Consider the following 15,447-nt stretch of genomic DNA (forward strand, 5'->3'; position numbering starts at 1 on the left):
ACCAGCTTTCCACTTGCTCGGACATGTCCCGGCCACCAAGCCGCAGCGTGTGCGCGGCTGAACGCTCACCGGCTCCGAGAGCGGCATTGAGCGACGTACTACCCTGCCGCACCGCTAACCACCTCCACCAGTTCCAATCCGATATCCCGGTACCGCCCATCGCCCGCCGTCGCGGTGTGGCTGTACCCGGTGACCGCGTAGGCGGGACTTCCCTCTCCTGCGGGCGGTTCGCCTGCCAACAGCTCTGCGGATATATCTCCGGGCGCCAGGACAGACGCGCCCAACGTCCACGTGCCGACGCCGGAGAACCTGACGCCGGGCCGCACATAAGCGGCACCGGCCGGTGCTGTCGCTACAAGGGGCACGCCAGGGGTGTTGTGGTTCGTGGTGGACAACAAATTCTTTGCTGCGCCGTACCAGTAGAGCCGGAGTGCGCTGAGGGCCGCCCATTGCAGCCCTGGTGCCCACCAGGTAAAGACCTTCCCCGGGGCTACGGGGTAACCGTGGAATTGACCGTGCAGCCACAGCAAATCCACGGAGTCCCCCGCAGCGGTTACTTCGACAACCACGGGAATATCGTCGCCGACGATCCCGAGACCCAGTTTGATTTCCGCGTCTGGGGCCCACTGTGAGAGCTTGCCTCGGCCGGCAGCCTGCGCGGGTGCGAGAAGATTCCGGGAAAGCGGATCCAGTACGGCCACGGGGCCGCGAGAATCCGTCCGCCGGGCTAGTCGGTCAAGATAATCCACATCCGGTGTTTGCATGGCCTCCCATTGCATTTTGAGCCGGCGGGGTGCTGAGCGCGGAGCCCACACAGTGACTCCGCCGCTCAGCGAACGAAACTCGGTTATTCCGAGATCAGGCGATCGATCGAACGAGCGGGCGCCGTCCCGGATTTCCCGAAGGCTGCCGGGTACCCCTATCCACACGGTTACCTCCTTGCAAGTTTCCGGTTTCCGGCGGCGACCGCTCGGGCAATCTCTTGGTCGCCGATCCTGAGGACGATTTCGCGGTCCGTACGCTCGGCAAGGAATCTTCGGAGTTCCTGCACCAGGGCTTCAGGGCCGCCCGAGCGTGATACGCCGACTGGTCGTGCTGCCCTTGCCGCATCGATACGCGGCACGGTCACCATCGAGCGCAAACGAGCATCGAGAACGTGTTGTGTCTTGTCGATTCCGTCGGCCACACCGGGCGGGAGCCATTGGCCGATCTCATCACGCATGAGTCGCGACGGGGAATTGATCCCGAGCGCGGACGCGATAGGCCCGGGGATGGCGTCCTTGGCCCATCCGACAAGTTTGTCTTTGAGCCACCCGGTCATGTTCTGGATGCCGACCCAAAGGCCGTGGATAAGGTCCCCGCCCATCTTCCCGAGCAGCTTCCCGAAATCCCCGAGCGCGTTCTTGATCCGCCCGGGAAGATCTTTCATCCAGTCGACAAATTCGCCAATCTTGCCCTTTGCTTTGGACCCGAAGTCGGCTACCCATTTGACGGCATCGACGAACGCTGTACCCAGCTTCCCCACGAATCCGATGATGTCGCCGATCCAGCCGATAGCCGTGCCGATCGCCGTGAACAGTGCCGAAAAGATCGGGCCGGCCAGATCGACAATAACCGGGATTACAGCACCGAGAATCTTCGCGGCAAGCTGCGCGAGCCACGTAACGACAGTCGTTACTACGGAGATAACCGGCTGTGCTTTCTGTACCAGCTCGGACAGCTTCCCGCCGATCATCTGCACAGCAGGAGCAACGCGCGTCGAAATGAACTCGGAGAGAGACGAAAAGACCGGCTGTAGATTCTCCAGGAACGCCGTATAGATCCGCATCGCTGCGGGCAAAATCGTTTCAGTGAAGATCTGCGCAAGGCTCGTCAGAATCGGAGCCACTGCACTGTATATCGACGTGTACAACGACATGAAAGCCGGAAGCACCTGTGTGGACACGACGGTCCACAGACCTTGCAGCGCGGGAAGCATGGTCGTTGTGAAGAGCTGTCCGAGAGCCGAAACGCTTGGGGCGAGGGTATCCCGCATTGTCGTGCCGAGCCCGAGCAGCGTTTGCCCGAGACCGGCTATCGACTGCCCGCCGGCCCCCGAGGAAAACGCCCCGAAGAACCCCCCGACCACCGTGCGCGCGGTCGAGAGCGCAGGACCGAGGACGCTTCCCACTGTGGATGCAAGCGATATCAGCGGCGGGAGAACATTGTTTCCGATGAAGTTCGTTACGCCGGTTTCTAGCGTGCGCTTGAATTGCTCGATCTTCGACGCCGCATTGTTGTGCAGCGCGTCACCCATATTGGTTGCTGCCCCCGCAGTGTCCCCGAGAGCCTTTACGGCGTTGCTCGGATCCATCGCGAAGAGTGCTTGGCCCAAATCCTCGGCTTTGGTGCCGAAAAGCCCCACCGCCGCAGCGTTCTGTTCGGCAGGGTCCTTGATGGCCTTGATGCCGTCTAGGACTTGCTGCAATCCGGCTTTGGCTCCGGGGCCGCCCGCCGCAATCTTGCGGGTCATGTCCTCGGCATTGAGCCCGATAGCCTTGTAGGCTTCCGCGCTCGCCGTGCTGCCATCCGTCGCCCTGATCTGGAATTCTTTCAGAGCGTCGGCGACAGTATCCGTATCCCGGGCGCCTGCCTGTAGACCCTGAGACATGAGCCCCATGGCGTCTGCGGCAGACAACCCCAGGTCGCGGAATTTCGTGCTGTACTCGTTGAAAGTGTCTGCCATGTCGTCGGCCCTCGGCCCCATCCGCTGCATTCCAGCGGTGAGAATGTCGAGGGCTTCCGACCCATCTTTCGCGAGTCCATTCTTGAGGATCTGACCAACAGCGTTGCTGGTCTGGCCTAGATCGAGTTCAAAGACGTCGGAAAGGTTGGCCACCTTTCCGGTTATCTCTTCGATCTGTGCATTGGTTGCGTCCGGCGGGAGAATGCCCGAGCGCATGACGCCCGAGATTGCGGACGCGGCATCTTCCACGGATCCCGTGATGCCGTGCGCGTAGAGCTGTCCGGCAGCCTCGCCGTACCTCTTCGCTTCCGCCGGGGTGCTGCCTAGGGATGCCTGTATTCGCCCGTCGATACGTGTTTGGTCAAGGGCATCCATAAATCCCTTGGTCAACACCGCAGCGGCAGCGATGCCGACGGCCGCGAGCCCACCCTTGAGGACCCCGCCCATTTTCCCGGTGAAGCCCTCGCCGGCTGCCCCGCCCGCATCTTGACCGGCATTCTCGGCGGGGCCGGTCACTTGCCGCTGTAGCTCGGCCGCGAACCCCTCGACCTCGGGCACGATGCTGACGTACCCCATGCCGACTTCCACGGCCATTAGCCCTCACCCCCCGGAGCGGGCTGCCACCGTGCGAGATAGGCGGCGACTTCACGCGGATCTCGCTGTGTCCCGCCGATCCGATCGGGACGAACACCCGGACGTGGGAGGGGAGTTGGTCGCCGGGAGGGGCTCTTGGTCCCCTCGTTTGCGCGCTGCCAGTTCGCTTCGGCAAGCCGGTCATGTAGAGCGGCGAGTAGCTGCGTCTCCAGTGACCAGCCCGCGTCCTCGCCAGCCAGGGCCCGCCCGAGCGCCGACTCAGTCGGAAGCGCGGTCACCAGCGCACGCAGACGGCGCCATGTGAGCCCCGAGCCGGGCCGAAAGATGTCCCGGACGTCTACGTGGTAGAAGCGCGCTAGGTCCGCTTCAACGGCCTCTCCGTGCTCACTCAGGAGTCGGCAGAGGCCCGCGATTCCCCCAGGGGGACCCCCTCATGGCGCTGCCACTGACGGAAGAGTTCACCGAGGGCAGCAAGCGGAATCGGAATGGCATCGAATGCTGGCCACGCGTCACCGAGACCCGCCTTGAGTAGCGTCTCAATATCCCGCGCGGACGGGGCGTCGATGTTCACGGATGTAAGAACGGACTTGTCCAGTTCACCCGCAGCCGGCATCTCGAAGAGATGACCCGCCACAGTGAACTTGAAAGGTTCCTGCCGGGATTCCTTGACCCACACGTCAAGATCGAAAGCAGTGGTACTCATAGTGTCCCCCAAGGAGTCTGCGGGTGTGGATTAGACGGCGGGAGTTGAGCCCCAAGCCGGGTCATTGCTGTACTTGAATGCCACGGTTCCGTCCGGGCCCGGATAGGCTGTAATCGTCAGCTCGTACGCAATGGCTTCGTCGCCCTTGTAAGTGATGTCACCGGTTTCGGTCACTTCGCCGTCCGGGATCACGATGCGGATATGCGCGTCACCGTCGATGACGTCGAATCCGAAGGTTCGGCGGTCCGGGCCGGGTGCCTTTACGGCAAGCACGGACTTACCGGAAGTCGTAATGACCTTGCTGCCCTTGTGGTACAGCTCAAGTACGGTCTTGCTGGTCTCGATGGCCGTAAAGGAAAACGTCATCTCCGACGAGCTAATGACCTTGCGGACGGTCTGCCCGCCCTGCCACCCCTTGATCTCGGACGAGTCGGCCGAGTTCGACTCGGTAATGCCATCGTCGGAAATCCATCCGATATCAGTGAAAGCCACGTTCCATGTGGCTTCGGAATCGGTCGGAAGTGTGGTCTTGGGCGGTGCCACGTATGCGGCACCAGTCACGGCAACGCGAACGGCGTTGGCGCTTAGAGACATGGGTGTCCCCCTTGCTTGAGTGGTGGGATGTAGCCACACGCTCGGACGTGTGGCTGTACGATGTGCGCCCATGGATGCAGGATTGGCCGCCGTACTTGGCGCAGTGGCGGGCGCTTCCGGAGCCGTAGGGGCGGGACTGGTCACCGGGATATCTCAATGGAAAACCGCCAAATTTGGAGCTCGGGCGGAACACACTCGGCAGCGTCGCGAGTTTCGGCAGGCTTCATATCGAAAGTTCATCGAAGCCCATTGGGCGTTTGCCGAAATAGTCGACTCGTTCTATTTCGAACAAGACCCGACTCCCGAGATCTTTACAAGTCAGACTGCAGACCGTCTCGAAGAAGCCATGAAGGGCGTCCAAACGGCGTTCTTGGACGTCGCGCTAGCAGGTCCGAAAGAGGTCGCACACGCCGCTGAAGAGCAGAACTCCACGGTGCGGGTAACCGCGAAACGGTTCCATGAGATCGCGCTTTGTTACGCGGGAGCGGATGGCTATGAGAGCGACGCAATACCCGGGTTCTTTCAGTCTCTGCAAGGTGCCACGGCAATGCTCGGTATACGCGATTTCCTAGACGTGGCTCCCATAGCGCTTGACAATGACGGATCGGACAAGCGGCGCGGATAGCTACAGCACGCGTCCGCGCATGTGGATTTCCACGGCGAACGCGTAGCGGGGACAGCCAGACTCGGGATCGGGTAGCCACTGCGGCCCCCCGACTTCGCGCACGGTGTAGACCGGCACCCCGCCCCGGACTCCGGGGATGGCGTGGACCAGGGCGCGGACCAGCTCGGCGAGATCAGCGGCGGCGGCTTCGGTCTCGGCCCACGCGTGGATGTCGAGCCGGGGCCGGTCGGACACGACCGTCTGACGCATGCCCCCCACCCGCTCCACCCGGACGAACCGAGCAGGGCGGGGCGAGGGGACACGGGACACGACCGGCACGGGTTCGCCGGCTACCGCGAGAGCGGCCCGGAGGTACCCGGTGACCACAGCGACGGCGTCCGGCATAACGACCACGGGGCGGGTGCTCACTCGGCACCGTCCAGCCCGCCGAGCAGAGCCCGCCGCGTGCCCTCGATGTCGTTGTGTTTCGTGTAGTTGCCGATCACAGCGGCACGCCATCGGTGCGTCCCGAGGGCGGAGTCTGTGCGGAAGTCGCCGCCCGTGGTCGACGTCGCTGCGGACGCGATGCGCTCGGCGATCCGGCTAATCTCTGCCCCCGAACTTGGCGTTTTCATAAGAGAGTTGATGCCGGATCTGTTCGGACGAAACTTCACCCGATCACCTCCTTAAGCCGTGCCTCGGTGTGATGGTGGCGCCCCGAGACCGTCCACCGCGCAACGTCGCCGTCCACGTCGAGCAGCCGGCCGAGCGCCACCACGCGGTCTCCGGGCTGTAGTTCGACATCGACACCGCGACGGGTGGCCAGTCGCCACCCGGTGACGACCACGGGCCGATCCCCGGTGTCCTCGGTCGACGCGTCCGGCTGGACGGATACCCGATGGACGGTCGTCCTGGTGGCGTTCGTCCAGTCCCGAACGGTGGTCTCGTTGCCGTACCGGTCGACCACGAACGGCGCCCGGACGACCACGACGGTCTGTGTGTAGTGGACGCTCACCGGAGCCTCACCACCGCGACGCGTCGCCGATACCGGGCGAGTAGGTCCCGGTCCGCCGGGGCAAGGGATGCCCCGATGGTCTCGGCCGAGTAGGTCACCGAGACCGAGCCCACGCTTTCCTGTCTCAGGTCGGACGGGTTGGTGAGCACTCGGCCGGCGAGGGTGAGCACCACGGCCAGGACGTCACCGGGCACCGTCGCGTACCCGTGGGTGTAGGTGACGGTCACGGCCTGGTCGTCGACCACGGCGAGCCGGTCCCGGACGAGCTGCCACCGTTCCGGCGGGACGAGCTGCCCGCCCTGGTGGACCGACTGCACGGAGATCACGGGACGCTGCGGCAGCGCTACCCACCCCGCATCGGGGTAGAGGGTCGCCGAGCTGGTGCCCCTGGTGAAGTTCTGCCGGGCTTCCCGGCGGACCACTGCGGACGCCACATCGAGGACCAGGGCGGCGCCCTCGGGCAGCTCGTCCGGCTCGCGCTGCGTCCATGCGGCGAGCTGGTCCACGGTGGCCAGTGCAGGGAGTTCCATTCGGTCCGCCCCTCTTACTTAACTGTCTGTGCGCCGCACGCCAGACACCGCGTCACGGTCCGGTCCGCCCCGTCCGAGTCGAGCACCGGAAAGCGCTCAATTCTGGACGGGTCGGCGCACGAATCCGCGTGCGGAATCCGGGGCACGGACGCTGCGGCTCGCTTACGCGGCGGCATCCCCTACCCCCTCCGATTACTTGGCGAGAACGCCATTGAGGCGAGCGGAAGCCTTACCGCCGAATACGGCGAGACCGCAATAGAACTCGATTCGGGTGCGGTAAGCCGGCTTCGATTCGAGCTGCCCGAGATCGTCCACCATGACGCCACCATTGGTGAGACCGGTCACGGCCTGGTCGTCCTCGGTCTGGCCGAATCGAACCGCATAGACGCTGGACGCGTCAGTGGCAGTGCCCTGAGTTTCCGTCTGCGGAAGGATGTCGGCACCCGCAGCAGTCTGGCCCGGGTCGAGCAGCGGAATTCCGTTGTACGTCGCGACCAGCTTTCCAGTCAGAGCCTCGCGGACCATCTCGTATCCGCCGAGCCGGCGAGCCGCAGACTTGATCTTCGCGATCACCTGACGGTTGGCGTAGATCGCGCCGTTGGTGCTGTTCAGGCCCGGGACGGAGCCCACCAGGCCGTCCAGCAGATCAAAGAACGCATGCGCGTCCGCACCGCCGTTGCCTACGATCGGAGCGCCGTTCGTGCCCGCAGAAATTACCTGTGTGCCGGTGAGCCGCTTACGCAGACCGTCAAAGGACTTGGGGTCGGTAGCGGTGTCACCGTTGAAAAACGTGTCCTGGTACTTGAATGCGGCAGCCTTGACCTTCATGCGGGTCTGAATTGCTCGCTGATCATTCAGGTTGCCACGCGTCTGGACGATGAACCGATCCACATCAGCGTCACCGCCGAGAATCACGAGGGATTCCGACTTCTGGTTTACCGTGCCGGTGGACTCGGTGTAGCCCTCGTTCACGCCACGAAAAGCGACTCCCGGGAGGGTGGCTTCCTCGTTGTAGCTGTACGAGTTGCCCTCGATGGGCATAAGCGGAATGCGGTCCAGGATGGAAGACTCCTGGACGAACGTTTCAATGACCCCGCGCTGAAGATTGGTCGTGCTGAGCTTCGCGGACTCGGCAAGCGAAAGCGCCATGTGCTATCTCCCTGAGTTTGGGCATGAAAATAGGGACGCACGGGTTCGTGTGTCCCTCGGAAGGTGGGTCGGGTGTACTACTCGGCGTCGCTGTACGCGTCCCTCAGCCGATGGAAGGGAGATTCGGCGGGCTCGTCCTTCGGGTCCGTGCTGCCCCGCTGCCCCGAGCCCACGTCACCCCACGGGGCCGGACTCGTCGCGGTCTCGGCAGCGAGATACGGCTTGTCCTTGACGAGCTGGTCCACGGCAGCCGCGATAGCCGCCGCATCGACGTCGCCGGCCGTACCAGTGAACGCCTCCAGGTCGACCAGGGCGAGCGCGTCCGCCGGGTCACGGAGCCGACCCGTTGCCGCTGCGCGCAGCTCGGCACGAACGAGCTGCCCCATGAAGTCGGCCCGCACTTCCTCGCGCAGCGCGTCAAGATCGGTGCCCCGGGTCGCAGCGTTCGACCGGCGGAGCCGGGACGCTTCGGCTTCGGCGTCCGTGGCTCGCTTCTCTGCCGCAGCTCGGGCAGTGCGCTCGGCCGACAGCTCGGCCGCCGAGTCGGCACCGCTCGCACCCGGCGCCGTGCCCTCGGGCGGGTTGCCGGTCGGCTTCTGGTTGCCCTCGCCCGGCTTCTGCTCCGGGCCGGGCGGGTTGGGGGTCGCGGTGGGATCGTTGGACATGGGTCCCTCTCTATGTGATGTAGCCGTGCTTTCGGAGCATCGCTATTTGGTGCTCTCGGTTATCGCCGGCGAGTTTGAGAATGCTCTCGGGCATGAGGCGGGCTTCCTTCGCGCGCTCGTACCGCTGCCCCGACTCCTTCGCGTAGCCGAAGTCCAGTGCGCGCCCGCCAATACCCCGACGGGTCACTCCCTCGTTGGTCACTCGCATTGGGCCCCGGCCCGTGGCAGCCGTCGACAGCCCTCGGCGGGCATTCACGAGCTGCCCGAGATCGGCCCCCGCCTCCAGGGCCTTGACCCCCGCTGCCCCGAGCCGCTTCCGCTGTTCCGCGGGGCTCATCCGGCGGAAGAGATCTTCCGGGGTGTCGGTCCCGCGCCACTCGGCATCCGGCATCGGTTCCATGCCGCAGTCACAGCGCGGGTGCCGCTGGAAACCGGTGCTGTGGCTGTACTGCCTGCCGGCGAGGACGACGCACCGGGCACACGCGGGCAGCCGCACGACGCGGACGTAGGACACGCAGCGGGGCTCGGCAGCCATGGCTACCGATGTTGCCGCACGGGCCGTGTCGGCGACCGTCGTTGACACGAGCATGGACATTTGATTCAGCCCCGCGAGGGCAGCCGCTTCCGGAGATGCCCCCAACGCGAGGGTCTGCGCCGTGGTGACCGCCGGAACGTACAGCAGCGTGGCAAGCGGTCGAGCATCGGCGGCGACCCCGACCAGCGCCGACGGGTTCAGCAGACCGACCGGGCCAGCTGCCACTCCTTGGGCGAGCATCGACGCCGTGACGAACGCTTGCGCGCCCGCCGCTGCGGTCATCTGTCCCGTGGTCACGGTGGCGAGGATCGCGCGGCCGGTCTCGCCAGACATGGCCGACAAGATCCGGTCCGGGGCCACGTCTCGCCACAACGCTTGCACAGCGTCGACAACGCCCCGCGTGATGCTCTGGACTTCCGTGTACCGGGTCTGCGCGAGCGTCGCTGAGTCGGCCACTACGCGGCGTCCAACAGCTCGTTCGCGGGCTCGTCGTCGCCCTGGTGGTCCTCGGCAGGCTTCGGCCCGTACAGCGCGGCAACGTTTCCGCCGAGGATCGCGCCCGCTTGGTCGTCGCGCATTCGCTTCCATCGCTCGATGACGTCGTGCGTAACCCCGGGAATCCGCTCCCACAGAGCCTCGTCCGGTACACCGATGGACTTCAACTTCACGAGCGAGTCCGCGAACTGGACCTCTGTCCTGAAGTGCGGGTCACGCCACACCACGGAGCCCAGAGAAAGAGATTCAGCCCGCTTCGGTTCTCCGGCCGCGAGGGCTTCCAGCCGCATGACCTCTTGCAGTCCCGCGCCGAAGTGGTCCTGTCGCTCGTACGCCTTCGCCACAAGCCCACTCTCGTCCGCCGAAACGGCAGACTCGGGAATGTTAATCAGCTTCTTATTCAGGTAGATAGCGGGTGTGCGGGTCTGCGCGGCAATGTGCTCGACTGCCTGAGTGATCAAATCAAGGAATCCCCGAAGATCAGCAGCCGAGAATTCAGCGATGCTCGCACCCTGGCGTTCTAGCCACAGCAGGCGGTCAGAGCGGAACTTCGCTAGCGGCTCGTCCTCTTCGCCGACCACTTCGCCGCTATCCGGGTCGATGATCTCCCGAACAGGGCGGTCCATTCCGAGGACGACACGGGCGGGAAGGGCCCGTTCGTCGCTCGCCGTCATTGCGTGCGCCCACAGCGCGTTAATGGCGTTCTGAAGCGGGATGACCGGGGCCAGTTCCGAGACCGGTGACGCGCCAAGCCGAGTCAAGTTCGGCAACTCGACCAGCGGCACAACCTTCAAAGGATTCGGGACGTGGCTCGCCTCACCACGGGAAAGCCCCGCAGTGCGACCGGTCCACACTCCCCCGGAACCCGCGCGGAGCCGCTGCCACCGGTACACCATCGACGGGGTAAAGAGGGTGGCGAACTCCAAATCATGATCCGTCCACACCTTGAGCCCCGCCGCACGGAGACGACGACGCCCCGGAACGTACTCCACGACCGCCGTGGTCGGCTTCTCAAAAGTGATCTCCGTGCCGACGCCGTCCGGCTTCCACACCAGCGCGAACGACCGGCCGGAGATCAGCGCTTCCAATAGCGCTAGGTTAACTTCGACGTGGCAGCCACTGCGCTTCCACGCCCGTTCGGCGGCCTTATCGATCGAACCGTCTTCCAGCCTGAACGCGAGGGGCCGCAGCCGTTCGGCGGTAGCGTGCGTGATGGTCCGGCACCAGTTGTCGGAGAACCCGTCAAACAGGTCTCCCGTTTGGGTGGAGAACTCGGGCGAGGCGAAGAGCAACGGATGCTTTCCCTCGAAGTAATCCGACCACTTCCGGATCTTCTGACTCCGCCGCTGCAACTTCTGGTAGAGCCGCTCCATCATCTTTAGCGGTGTTTCCGCCATGACCCCCCTCTCTAGGCACTCGCGGCGCGAGGCTTCTTCAGCGGTCGGCGCACGTATCCGTCAAGCGCCATGACCGCAGCGGCAATGCCGTCGATTCGCGCGGATGACTTGCCGCGATCCGGCTTCACCGGGCGCATGTTGTCGTTTCCGTCGCGGTAGACCTCCACGACGCTCGCATTCCAGCGGAGCACGGTATTACCGCCGTGCCGTATTCGCCCCTCGCGCAAGAGACGTTCAAGCTCCTTGCATCCGGGGGACATCCCTAGGTACGTCTGCGCGACCGGCACGACGTCGACACCGCGCGTCCGCGATTCGATGCGCTGGACAAGCTGCCCGGCGAACATGCGGTCATAGCTGATGCGCTGAACGTCCAGCCGGCGGCAGTCCGCAACTATTTGTTTCTCGATCGCGTCATAGTCGATCGCGTCGCCCTCGGTAAGCGTGATCAGCCCCTCGCGGGCCCATTGCCGGATCGGCACCTGTAGCTGTTGCTCTAGCTCGTCGGCTCTCTCCTCTGGCAGCCAAAACCGAACGATCAACTCCAACTCGACCCCAGGCACACGGGACTCCACAGCGAGCACCCATGCCGACAGATCGGAGACCGCAGACAGGTCGACCCCACCCCACGCTCGCCGGTACCGAAACGCTTTGTCGTTCACCGTTCCATCGTTCTCGTCCCACAACGAGAGCGGCAGCCACCGTGAAGCGGCCCGCATACGCCGGTTGAGCGACAGCCGGCAGAATGTCGCGAAATAACTCGGTGTCGACCGCGCCTTGTTTGCCTCACGCCGCATATACGCGAGCGACGGGGACGCGCCCAACCCCGGATTAGCCTTACGCCATGTACTTTCCGCGAAAGGATCGTCCGACTCCTCGGCAGCCCAAATAACCCCGTAGTGACCGGGATCCGAGACCACATTGTCCGCGCAGCGGCGCGTATACGTGTGCTTCTCGTCATAGATGCTGCCCTCGGTGCCCTCATCCGCCGTTGTGATGTAGATGACCAACGGCTGATCACGGGCACCCGTGCCAGTCTCGATAGCGTCGATAAGGTCACGGCGCTTGTGAACGTGCACCTCGTCGACGATCGCGCCGGACACATTGAGCCCATGTGCGGTCTCCGCGATCTTCGACAGCGCGCGAAAGATGCCGCCGGTACGCGGGACTCGGATAAGGCCCCGTAGAACCTCTACACGGCCCCGTACGGCCCGCGAAGTGAGCGCCATACGCTTAGCGTCATCAAAGACCCGCTCTGCCTGTGGAAGCGAACCAGCAGCCGCGTACACCTCTGCACCGATCTCGCGGTCCGCGAGCAGCAGCACCAGCCCGATACCGGACGAGAGCGTGGACTTACCGTTCTTACGCGGGACTTCAATCCAAGCCGAGCGAATGACACGCACTGCGCGTCCTAGCTCGGGGTCATGGGCGAGCCATCCGAAGATCGGAGCGATTACCCAAACGATCTGCCACGGCGCGAGCTTGAGCCGCGAGTTACCCCAACGCCCCTTTGTATGCTTGAACGTCTGGATAGCGTCCACGGCTCGGCGAGCGGCGGACACATCGAAATAGGCGCCCGGGGCTTCCGAGGCTTGCGCTGCAATCACGAGGGGGCGAGACCGGCAAGCGTCGGCTATCTCGTCCTCGGTGAGCCCGAGTTCCCGCAATACGTCCAGCGGGACGGGCAGACCGTCAGTCGAATACGTCTCCATCGTCGTCCCCCATGTTGTCCGGCGGGGTCAGCCGACCCCGGGCAGAGGGAGACAAGCCGAGTTCGCCGATGTACCGGGCAAGCTGAGTGCGGTACTGCCCGACAATCGTGGTCGCGCCGTTCTTCTGCCACCCGCGCTCACCCAGCATGAGAATCCCGTTCACGGAAATCTCACGCTCACACTGATCAATTCGAGCGACGCAGATGCAGTAATCAGTGAGCGTGGCCGTGTCCACGCTGCCGAGCCCGGCCGTGAACTCCAGCACGGGAACGACGCGTTGCCACTCACGGGAAGCGACTTCCCGGCACCGGGCATTCACCGCGCCCTGGTCCCCGGACACGTCCGCGAACGTGTCCGTCCATTCCGGCTCGACCAGCTCGGCCGGCGGAACGCTCACCCCCTCGGCAACAGGACGCTTCCCGGGGTTGCCCTCCCGGACCACCTGCAACGGCGGCTTCCTACGTGTCGGATCTGCCATTCCCTCACCCCTCCCGGGTCGCGAGTCGGTCATTCGAGCAGCACGGAAACCCGCGCAAACGGCCCCAGTTGCGGCGCGAGTCTTTTCCCTCCCTGCCGTGCAGCCTCGGGAGGGGTCGGGGGTGCCCCCCTGGTCAAAACGGCGGACGCTCGGCCGATTCACGCCGTGACCGCGCTTCCGCAGCGAATCCGCCGGGCTGATGCTTCGCCGTCTCACGGCTATGACACGACGTGCACAGCGGACGCAGACGCGACCACGCGTCCGGATCGGTGACACCACGAGCGAGCAGCGAACGGCGCGACTCAGGGAAATGATCCGCAACCGTCGCCGGCTTCGAGCACAGAACACACCACGGATGGACGTACAGGTAGCGGCGCCGGATGCTCGGCCACCGTCGCCCGTACGCGCTCGTTCCTGGCGTCTCCCGCTGTGCGTTCGCTTCCCTCTGGTGAGCGGCACAGCGGCCCCCACGGGCGGTCAGTTCGGGGCACCCGGGGATGCTGCACGGGGGGCGGGGTCGTCTGGGCATGGGGGCACCTCCAGCAATAAAGAATTGGGTGCTTGTGACACACGCAGCGGGTTCACGGCGGTGAACAGACTCCCGCGACGCTGTGAAAAAGTCGTTCCACGAGCGGGCACGCATTGGGACGGAGCGGCTCCGGAAACTCTCTCCAAAGCGAAAGAGTTATGGGGCTTTCGGTGAGGTTTACTGAAGCCACCAGGAAGGGAGGGTGCAGCCGTGGCATCCAAAATTGAAGGCAAGAGCAGCACTGAGGCAGAGATGGAGGTCGAGAAATCAATCAAACCCCGCCCTGTGTTCGAGTTACACGCGGGCGTACTCCACGTGACGATGCAGCGCATCCCTGGATGGCTCGTGGCCATCGTCACGACCGGGGGCGGGGCAGCCCTCACATGGTGGACACAGCGCTAGACGCTGCTCACCCCGAACTCGGTCGCCGTCTTGAGCTGATGGCACCCGTGGCACAGCACCTGAACGTTCCCGTCCGTGTCGGTCCCTCCCATCGAGAGGGGCCGCACGTGATCGATGTCCACCTCTGCCACCGCGAAGTTGCCTAGGCACCAGTCACACCACGCCTTGGTCTTGCGCTCGATGACCCGGCGGAGCCGTGCAGCAGCGTCGTGCCGCTCCGCTCGCCGACGAGCCCGTGCACGGCGAACCTGAACAGCGGGCCGCTTCTCGTACTCCCGGTGGTGCCGCTCGCAGCGTCGGCGATGAGTCGCCGGCTCCGTGCAGTCGATACAGCGCATGGCGCCCCCTTGATGTCGTCGGCCTGGTCGTCGTTGTCGTGCCCGCCCCCGGACTCGAACCGGGGAACTCTGCGGAGTGCTTCCGGATCTCCCCGAAGGGGCCGGTACCGCGCACCTCTGCCGTTGGGTCAGCGGGCCTGGACTGTGCCATCGGGTCTTCACTCAAAGATCTCTGCCGAGCGCTACAGTTCGCGCCGTGGACATACCCGACTGGTTCGTCTGGACCGCATTCGGCCTGACCATCTTTCAGGCACTCGCTCTCGTCCCCCTTGTCCGCCGACTACGCGGCCCAGACCCCGCGCAACGCTCCAAAGCGCGCTTTGACCTCCTGGAAGCCATCGGCGGCCTGTTGATCCTCGGCAGCTTGCTACTTGCGTTGGTGCTAGCTGACTCGTGGGGCTGGCTTACCTTCGTTGGCTTTGCACTCATGGCCACCGTTTACGCCACAAAGGGCATCCGCCTGCTTCGCGCTCGCCGACGCCCGATGACCTGATCCCGAAGAACTAGACGTCCTCGCCGGCTCAGGGCCGGTCCGGACACAAAGGGGACTGCACAGCCGTCCAGCAGCCCTCAGACGGGCCGGTCACGAACAAGCGGTGCAGTCCCCGCGCTCTGCCACACGTCGACACCAGGCCACCCCTGTGACGCGGGGTGCGGTGCAGCACGGGCAGAGCCGGTGTGAGGGCGGGCACTCGGGCCGCCGAACTTCCCCCTCGGGGTGGGTGCGCGGTAGTCCCGCCCTCACTGTGTTGTAGGGACCAGCAGATTCCCGGCACCCGCCGTGCGGCGTGCTCGGTGCCCCGTGCGGCCCCTCACTGTGTTGTAGGGACCAGCAGATTCCCGCACCGTTCGTCCGGCTCCGGATCCCGCCGTGCGGCCCCTCACTACGGTGTAGGGACCAGCAGATTCCCGCACCGTTCGTCCGGCTCCGGATCCCGCCGTGCGGCCCCTCACTACGGTGTAGGGACCAGCAGATTCCCGCACC

The 15,447-nt window shown here is 64.8% G+C and carries 16 protein-coding genes; 2 read left to right on the top strand and 14 right to left on the bottom strand.

The window, feature by feature from the left end; translation table 11 throughout:
* Window positions 1-931 precede the first annotated feature (931 nt).
* The 3 genes from ABZ693_RS13185 to ABZ693_RS13195 all read right to left on the bottom strand — a co-directional run bounded on the left by ABZ693_RS13185 (window position 932) and on the right by ABZ693_RS13195 (window position 4,616).
* Window positions 932-3,319: a phage tail tape measure protein gene (locus ABZ693_RS13185; protein ID WP_359875961.1), complete on the bottom strand. Its 2,388-nt coding sequence runs from the start codon at window positions 3,317-3,319 to the stop codon at window positions 932-934.
* 388 nt (window positions 3,320-3,707) lie between these two features.
* Window positions 3,708-4,022 carry a hypothetical protein gene (locus ABZ693_RS13190; protein WP_359875962.1) on the bottom strand — a complete coding sequence of 105 codons (315 nt, stop codon included), beginning with the start codon at window positions 4,020-4,022 and terminating at the stop codon, window positions 3,708-3,710.
* Window positions 4,023-4,052: 30 nt separating this feature from the next.
* A complete protein-coding gene (locus ABZ693_RS13195) occupies window positions 4,053-4,616 on the bottom strand; it encodes a phage tail tube protein (RefSeq protein ID WP_359875963.1) in 564 nt (187 codons plus the stop codon).
* Window positions 4,617-4,686: 70 nt separating this feature from the next.
* Between ABZ693_RS13195 and ABZ693_RS13200 the strand changes: the two genes are divergently transcribed.
* Window positions 4,687-5,241, top strand: a complete 555-nt coding sequence (locus tag ABZ693_RS13200) for a hypothetical protein (protein ID WP_359875964.1) — start codon at window positions 4,687-4,689, stop codon at window positions 5,239-5,241.
* Here the strand turns inward: ABZ693_RS13200 and ABZ693_RS36265 are convergent, their stop codons facing one another.
* From ABZ693_RS36265 to ABZ693_RS13255, 11 genes are all read right to left on the bottom strand, one after another.
* The gene (locus tag ABZ693_RS36265; protein WP_494485947.1) at window positions 5,242-5,739 is read right to left on the bottom strand and encodes a phage tail termination protein; all 498 of its coding nucleotides are present in this window, start codon (window positions 5,737-5,739) and stop codon (window positions 5,242-5,244) included.
* Window positions 5,646-5,894, bottom strand: a complete 249-nt coding sequence (locus ABZ693_RS13210; RefSeq protein ID WP_359875966.1) for a hypothetical protein — start codon at window positions 5,892-5,894, stop codon at window positions 5,646-5,648. Before ABZ693_RS13210 ends, ABZ693_RS36265 begins: the two co-directional genes overlap by 94 nt.
* Complete coding sequence (locus ABZ693_RS13215) at window positions 5,891-6,235, bottom strand: hypothetical protein (protein WP_359875967.1); 345 nt, start codon at window positions 6,233-6,235, stop codon at window positions 5,891-5,893. The genes ABZ693_RS13210 and ABZ693_RS13215 overlap by 4 nt, the downstream gene beginning before the upstream one ends.
* Complete coding sequence (locus ABZ693_RS13220) at window positions 6,232-6,765, bottom strand: hypothetical protein (RefSeq protein ID WP_359875968.1); 534 nt, start codon at window positions 6,763-6,765, stop codon at window positions 6,232-6,234. The genes ABZ693_RS13215 and ABZ693_RS13220 overlap by 4 nt, the downstream gene beginning before the upstream one ends.
* A gap of 192 nt (window positions 6,766-6,957) precedes the next feature.
* Window positions 6,958-7,914 (bottom strand): major capsid protein, encoded by a 957-nt coding sequence (locus ABZ693_RS13225; protein ID WP_359875969.1) that lies wholly within the window; start codon window positions 7,912-7,914, stop codon window positions 6,958-6,960.
* A gap of 77 nt (window positions 7,915-7,991) precedes the next feature.
* Window positions 7,992-8,579, bottom strand: a complete 588-nt coding sequence (locus ABZ693_RS13230) for a hypothetical protein (RefSeq protein WP_359875970.1) — start codon at window positions 8,577-8,579, stop codon at window positions 7,992-7,994.
* A gap of 10 nt (window positions 8,580-8,589) precedes the next feature.
* Window positions 8,590-9,570 carry a VG15 protein gene (locus ABZ693_RS13235; RefSeq protein WP_494485948.1) on the bottom strand — a complete coding sequence of 327 codons (981 nt, stop codon included), beginning with the start codon at window positions 9,568-9,570 and terminating at the stop codon, window positions 8,590-8,592.
* Window positions 9,570-11,006, bottom strand: a complete 1,437-nt coding sequence (locus ABZ693_RS13240) for a phage portal protein (RefSeq protein ID WP_359875972.1) — start codon at window positions 11,004-11,006, stop codon at window positions 9,570-9,572. Before ABZ693_RS13240 ends, ABZ693_RS13235 begins: the two co-directional genes overlap by 1 nt.
* Before the next feature lie 11 nt (window positions 11,007-11,017).
* On the bottom strand, window positions 11,018-12,715 hold the full coding sequence (locus tag ABZ693_RS13245; RefSeq protein ID WP_359875973.1) for a terminase large subunit: 1,698 nt from the start codon (window positions 12,713-12,715) through the stop codon (window positions 11,018-11,020).
* Window positions 12,696-13,193: a phage terminase small subunit P27 family gene (locus ABZ693_RS13250; RefSeq protein WP_359875974.1), complete on the bottom strand. Its 498-nt coding sequence runs from the start codon at window positions 13,191-13,193 to the stop codon at window positions 12,696-12,698. The genes ABZ693_RS13245 and ABZ693_RS13250 overlap by 20 nt, the downstream gene beginning before the upstream one ends.
* Before the next feature lie 927 nt (window positions 13,194-14,120).
* A complete protein-coding gene (locus ABZ693_RS13255) occupies window positions 14,121-14,462 on the bottom strand; it encodes an HNH endonuclease (RefSeq protein ID WP_359875975.1) in 342 nt (113 codons plus the stop codon).
* Between the two features lie 196 nt (window positions 14,463-14,658).
* Between ABZ693_RS13255 and ABZ693_RS13260 the strand changes: the two genes are divergently transcribed.
* Window positions 14,659-14,955 carry a hypothetical protein gene (locus ABZ693_RS13260; protein ID WP_359875976.1) on the top strand — a complete coding sequence of 99 codons (297 nt, stop codon included), beginning with the start codon at window positions 14,659-14,661 and terminating at the stop codon, window positions 14,953-14,955.
* Window positions 14,956-15,447 lie beyond the last annotated feature (492 nt).

Source organism: Streptomyces laurentii (assembly GCF_040635425.1).
GTDB lineage: Bacteria > Actinomycetota > Actinomycetes > Streptomycetales > Streptomycetaceae > Streptomyces > Streptomyces laurentii.

Coding starts and splice junctions, on each gene's coding strand:
- ABZ693_RS13185 (WP_359875961.1), bottom strand. CDS start 3,319: ATGGCCGTGGAAGTCGGCATGGGGTACGTCAGCATCGTGCCCGAGGTC.
- ABZ693_RS13190 (WP_359875962.1), bottom strand. CDS start 4,022: ATGAGTACCACTGCTTTCGATCTTGACGTGTGGGTCAAGGAATCCCGG.
- ABZ693_RS13195 (WP_359875963.1), bottom strand. CDS start 4,616: ATGTCTCTAAGCGCCAACGCCGTTCGCGTTGCCGTGACTGGTGCCGCA.
- ABZ693_RS13200 (WP_359875964.1), top strand. CDS start 4,687: ATGGATGCAGGATTGGCCGCCGTACTTGGCGCAGTGGCGGGCGCTTCC.
- ABZ693_RS36265 (WP_494485947.1), bottom strand. CDS start 5,739: ATGGCGTGCCGCTGTGATCGGCAACTACACGAAACACAACGACATCGA.
- ABZ693_RS13220 (WP_359875968.1), bottom strand. CDS start 6,765: ATGGAACTCCCTGCACTGGCCACCGTGGACCAGCTCGCCGCATGGACG.
- ABZ693_RS13225 (WP_359875969.1), bottom strand. CDS start 7,914: ATGGCGCTTTCGCTTGCCGAGTCCGCGAAGCTCAGCACGACCAATCTT.
- ABZ693_RS13230 (WP_359875970.1), bottom strand. CDS start 8,579: ATGTCCAACGATCCCACCGCGACCCCCAACCCGCCCGGCCCGGAGCAG.
- ABZ693_RS13240 (WP_359875972.1), bottom strand. CDS start 11,006: ATGGCGGAAACACCGCTAAAGATGATGGAGCGGCTCTACCAGAAGTTG.
- ABZ693_RS13245 (WP_359875973.1), bottom strand. CDS start 12,715: ATGGAGACGTATTCGACTGACGGTCTGCCCGTCCCGCTGGACGTATTG.
- ABZ693_RS13250 (WP_359875974.1), bottom strand. CDS start 13,193: ATGGCAGATCCGACACGTAGGAAGCCGCCGTTGCAGGTGGTCCGGGAG.
- ABZ693_RS13255 (WP_359875975.1), bottom strand. CDS start 14,462: ATGCGCTGTATCGACTGCACGGAGCCGGCGACTCATCGCCGACGCTGC.